The sequence below is a fragment of the Noviherbaspirillum agri genome, from assembly GCF_054780595.1.
This window is the reverse complement of record NZ_BAAGWA010000026.1, coordinates 5785-12145: the sequence shown is the minus strand read 5'-3', so window position 1 is coordinate 12145 and position 6361 is coordinate 5785. Positions and strand designations below refer to the sequence as shown.

1 protein-coding gene is annotated in these 6361 nt (G+C 51.9%); it reads left to right on the top strand.

The genetic code is table 11. The annotated features are described in order from the left end of the window. Positions 1-139: 139 nt before the first annotated feature. The coding region (locus tag ACYVIA_RS22005) for a beta strand repeat-containing protein (protein ID WP_460844414.1) at positions 140-6361 on the top strand (6222 nt) is incomplete at its 3' end.

The following is a 6361-nucleotide window of genomic DNA, read 5'->3' as shown; positions in this document are numbered from 1 at the left end:
GGCGCCGCTTCGGCTGTACTTGCTGATTCTCTTCCATGGTGTACACGTGTCCACTTGAGTTTATGGTGGACACGATGCTCCGCGATCTTGACCTGCCGATTCAAGATGCGATCACCGGGCGCTTACTGAAGAAGCATTATTGGATGCAGTTCTTAGGGACGCATTAGGAACGTTAATAGGGCTTTCCACTGGCACAGCCGCAGGAGTTGGTTCCGTTCCTTATGTTGGTCCATGGGCACCAGCAGTAGGGGCTGCAGTGGGACTGGCTTTCGAGGAAAAATGGAAACAAGCTTATGACGAAGCAAAAAGGGCGTACGAGGAGAGTACTGGACGAAAAAGCTTAGGGGATTACTACCGCCCTGACGCAGGCGCACCCAGAATAGACCCGAAGTGCGGAAGCGATTATAACGCTGCGCAAAATTGGCAGCCGCGTCGCGATCCGCTCACGCTTGATTTAGATGGTGATGGAATCGAAACAGTAGGTGCATCCTTAACTAATCCAATACTGTTCGATCATGACGGTGATGGCGTCAAGAGGGGGACGGGTTGGGTTAAGCCTGATGACGGATTTTTGGTTATCGACAGAGACGGTAATGGAAAAATTGACAATGGTAGCGAGTTATTTGGTGACAGCACGCCCTTGTACGCTGGCGGCACGGCCAAAGATGGGTTCGCCGCACTTGCGCAGGAAGATACGAATGCTGATGGTCTTGTAAGCGACTTGGACGTAAATTTTTCGAATTTGCGTATATGGCAGGATTTGAATCAAGATGGTGTTAGTCAGGAAAATGAGCTTAAATCACTTAGTGAACAAGGCATATTGAGCATTAATGTCCAAAAGAGCGAGAACAGCAGAATACTCGCAAATGGAAATGAAATTGCCGACCTAGGTACTTTTACTCGCAATGACGGAACCACCGGTGACGCAGCGATTACTTCTGGCCTAGCAGATATTAATCTGGCCGAAGACACTTTTAATTCGGAGTTCACTGACCATATTCCCCTTGCAGAAGGAGTGGACGAGCTGCCTAACATGTCTGGGTCGGGCAATGTTCGGCAGCTTAGCGAAGCAGCCAGTTTATCTTCTGATTTGCATAACGTTTTAACGCAATATAGCGTTGTGACGACCCGGCCAGAGCAGATGGCCTTAATGGACGACCTATTGTATGCATGGGCTAAGACGTCGGGGATGGTTGAAGGTTTGCAGAACCGAGCCGGCCTAGATAGAGTCACTTACGAGACAATTGGTAGCCAGAGGTTAAAAGTTACCAGCCCATTTGGTGGATCGGTAGAGAATCCTAATTGGCGAAATATCGTAGAAGACTGGGAAAGAAAAATGTATGTGCTGGAGGCATTTAACGGCAGATACTTTTTCCAGCTCCCAAATGAAATACAGGTCGGTGCATCAGCGCTGAACGGTATTAGCTTTAGTGTCGGCACCGAAGGCAGTTCAAGTGGCGCAATTGGTCGACACATAACCATTAACCTTTCACAAGATCAAGTTACTCTTTTGAGTAAGGCGTATGACGAGCTGTTAGCGTCCGTCTACACTGGATTGCTTTTTGAAACGCGTCTAAAGCCTTATCTCGATACCGTGCGCCTTGATCTTAATGAGACAGGTGTAAATTTTGACTTCAATGCACTCAACGCTAAATTAGACGCGCTTCATGAAACGAATTCGGCAGCAGCTGTAGCTGATCTTCTAGAGTTGCGTAATGTAATGGGCGATAGTCTCACCAGTGCTGGGTGGGATGGTCTAGAACTTCTACGCGAGTGGACCATAAACGGTGTAAATGACCCAGCAGTTCTTGCTACCTTGAGGGAATTCGGATACTCAGCAATCTTAACTGCGGAGAGCAGTTCTGTAGACGACGGGGACAATGCTGCGTCCGAGTCAAATGCTATTGCTTCTGGTATGCGAATAAGCTTGAGTGCGGGTGGTGTGGAAGGGGCCAGTTCCTCAGAATTAATTGTAGGTGATATGAACGATGACATCCTACATGGAAACGGAGGGAACGATCTATTAATAGGTGGTGCAGGTGCCGATTACCTTTCAGGTGGGGCTGGCGTAGATATTTTACATGGCGGTGAAGGGGCAGATACCTATCTGTTCAATATAGGAGATGGAGCCGACACTATTATCGAGACGCACGGCCAAACGGACATGAATACATTATTGTTTGGGGCCGGTATCTTCCCTGGTGATATTTCATTAGAAAAGGAAGGCGATCATCTTGTATTTCTCCATGCAAACGGTAAGGATCGAATTACTGTTTCTCAGTGGTACTCTTATTCTGAGGGTGTTCATACACTGACCACTGTACGTTTTGCCGATGGCCGCACGTTTAATCTTAATACCTTGCGATTAGGCACATCCGGCGTAGATGTAGTTGATGGTACTAATGGCAACGATGTTCTTAATGGTGGCTCCGGCGATGACACATTAAATGGTGGCAAGGGAAATGACTGGTTAATAGGCGGCCAAGATGTCGATATCATGGTTGGCGGAAGCGGCGACGATACGTATTCGGTAGACAACCAATTGGATCAAGTGATCGAATCCGCTGACGAAGGGAATGACACTGTCGAAAGTACGATTTCTTACAATCTCGCCGATAACATAGAAAACCTGCGTTTGGTTGGCACTGGGTCCACGGCTGGCACTGGCAACGCGTTGGACAACGTTGTGGCCGGCAATAATGGCAACAATGCTCTATACGGACTGGAGGGCAACGACACTCTTTTAGGGGGGGCTGGGAACGACCTGCTGGACGGAGGTGTAGGTGACGACACTATGTTGGGCGGCACCGGCAATGATGCGTACATCGTTGACTGCCTGGCAGATACAGCAATAGAAGAAGTCGGGCAAGGCACGGACACGGTTCAAACCCACCTTACCTACGCGCTGGGCTCAAACGTTGAGAACCTGATACTCACTGGTACTGCCAACATAGACGGCACCGGAAACGAGCTGAGTAACATCATCATTGGTAATAGTGGCGACAACACGCTATATGGTTTGGCGGGCAACGACACACTGGACGGTAGTCTCGGCGCCGATACCATGCTGGGTGGCGTCGGCAACGACATCTACGTGGTCGAAAACATTGATGACAAGGTCATTGAAAACAGCGGAGAAGGAACCGACCTCGTCCAGTCGAGCATCACCTATACGCTTACGGACAACGTTGAAAACCTTACGCTAACTGGCACAGCCGGTCTTGAAGGTACCGGCAATACGCTGGACAACGTCATTGCCGGCAACAGCGGCAACAATACGTTGCGTGGGCTTGAAGGGAATGACACGCTCGATGGCGGCTCCGGCGCAGACATTCTGATCGGCGGTGTCGGCGACGATACCTACGTGGTTGACGATGCAGGCGACGTGGTCATAGAAAGCGCCAACGAAGGTAGCGATACTGTTCGTTCCAGCATCAACTACACACTTGGCGAAAACGTCGAGAACCTCACGTTGACCGGAAGTGCTGTTATGGGGACCGGCAATGAGCTCGATAACGTCATTATCGGCAATAGTGGCAACAACATCCTTGACGGTGGGCTGGGCGCAGACACCATGGCCGGCGGTCACGGCAACGACACCTATATCATCGACAATGCCGGTGACAAGGTAATCGAACAGGCCGGGCAAGGCACTGATACGGTGATTAGTCCGTTTGATTACGTACTCGATGCCAACGTCGAAAATCTGACGTTGACCGGCACGGCGTTGAGTGGAACCGGCAACGGGCTGAACAATACGCTCATTGGCACTGCAGCCGATAACACCTTAAGCGGGCTTGATGGAAACGATACGCTGGATGGGGGAGAAGGCGCCGACACGCTGATTGGCGGACGTGGCAATGACACTTACGTGGTGGAGAACCTGCTCGACCAGACCATCGAGGTGGCCGACGAAGGCGTCGATACGGTCCGGAGCAGCCTTACCTGGACGTTGGGTGACAACCTCGAAAACCTTACGTTGACTGGGGCGGCCAATATCAATGGTACTGGCAACGCATTGGACAATGTCATTACCGGCAATAGCAGTGAGAACATTCTGACTGGCCATGAAGGCAACGATACCCTGGATGGTGGCGCAGGCGCCGATACCTTGTTAGGGGGCGCTGGAAACGATACTTATGTGGTCGATAATGCCGGCGATCAGGTGGTCGAGAACGCTGGCGAGGGAATCGATCTCGTACGCTCCAGTATCAACTATACCCTGACGGACAACGTCGAAAACTTAACATTGACCGGCCCATTGCCGGGCTCAGGACTGGCGCCCGCCAATATCAATGGCACCGGCAACGAACTCGACAATGTCATTATTGGCAACGGGGGCAACAACGTTCTCGTCGGTTTGAAAGGCAACGACACGCTAGATGGTGGCGTGGGCGCGGACATAATGGTCGGCGGTGAGGATAATGATCTCTACATCGTGGACAACACTGGGGATGTGATCGTTGAGAGTGCTGGCGAAGGAAGTGATACGGTTCACTCCACCGTCAGCTATACCTTGAGTGACCATGTCGAGAACCTCACGCTGAAAAATACGACACCTGCACCAGGACAAACGTCGATTCCGGCAAACATCAATGGCACGGGTAACGCATTGGACAATGTCCTCATTGGCACCAATGGGAATAACACATTGGATGGTGGCCTGGGCGTTGACACGATGATCGGCGGCGCAGGAAACGATACCTATATCGTTGACAATAGCGCGGATGTCATCGTCGAAAAAGCCGGAGAGGGAACTGACAACGTATTGTCCTCCGCGGATTACACTCTCTCCGACAACGTTGAGAATCTGACCTTGACCGGGACGGGTAATATCAACGGTACCGGCAACGCTCTTGGCAATGCGATTACCGGTAATGCCGGAAACAACGTGATCGACGGTGGCGCCGGCGCAGACACAATGCAAGGCGGTGCGGGTGATGACACTTATGTAGTCGACAACATCGCAGACGTCGTAAAAGAAAATTCCAGTGAAGGCACGGACACTGTTCGTTCCAGCATTGACTACACTCTTGGTGAGCACGTCGAGAACCTCACGCTTATTGGCAGTGCGAATATCAACGGTACTGGCAATGACGTTAATAATGCTTTGATCGGCAACAGCGGCAATAACACGCTCGACGGTGCTATAGGCGCGGACGCGATGGCCGGGGGGGCAGGCGACGATACCTATATCGTCGACAACATTGGTGACACGGTTACGGAGCTAGCGGATGAGGGCGTCGATACCGTACGGTCCAGCGTGAACTTCACGTTGGGCGATAACGTTGAAAACCTGATCCTGACCGGCGCTGGTGACCTGAACGGTAGCGGCAATACCCTCGACAATACTATTGTCGGCACAAGTAGCAACAATACGATTGATGGTGGGGCCGGTATTGATACGATGATTGGTGGGGACGGTGACGATACCTACATCGTGGATAGTACGGATGATGTCGTCGTCGAGAATGCGAATGAAGGCACCGATACGGTGCTCGCGTCGGCTAACTACACACTTTCCGACAATATCGAAAATCTTACGCTTACGGGGGCCGACAATATCAATGGCACCGGCAACGCGCTGAACAACGTCATTACCGGTAGCAGCGGTGCCAACATCCTAACCGGATTGGGCGGCAACGATACCTATGTCGTGGACAACGCCGGCGACATGGTGGTGGAAGATATCAATGCCGGTATCGATACGGTGCTTGCTTCGATTAGCTACACCCTTTCCGCCAATGTCGAGAACCTGAGCCTAACCGGAACGGCGGACATTGACGGCACCGGTAACGCGCTTAACAACGCAATTACCGGCAACTCCGGCGCCAATATCCTGGATGGTGGTGCAGGCGTCGATACCATGACGGGTGGCGCAGGTAATGACATCTATATCGTCGATAACGCCGGCGATGTGACAGCGGAAGCAGTTAACGGCGGTATTGATACGGTGCTGTCCTCTGTGACCCACACGCTCGCCAATAATGTCGAAAATCTCACACTCACAGGTACAGGCAACATCGATGGTACCGGCAACGCGCTGGATAACATCATTATCGGTAATACGGGTAATAACCGTCTGTTCGGCCTGGCGGGTAACGATACATTGACTGGTGACACCGGCAATGATCTGCTCGACGGCGGTGTCGGTGCGGACGCAATGGCTGGTAATGCCGGCGACGACACCTATGTGGTGGACAACGCGGGCGACCTGGTTGTCGAGAATGCGGACGAAGGCACCGACACGGTGCAGTCGAGCATCAGCTACACGCTGACAGCCAATGTCGAGAACCTGACGCTGACCGGCAGCGCCAGCATCAACGGCACCGGCAATGCGCTGGACAACGTCATCACCGGC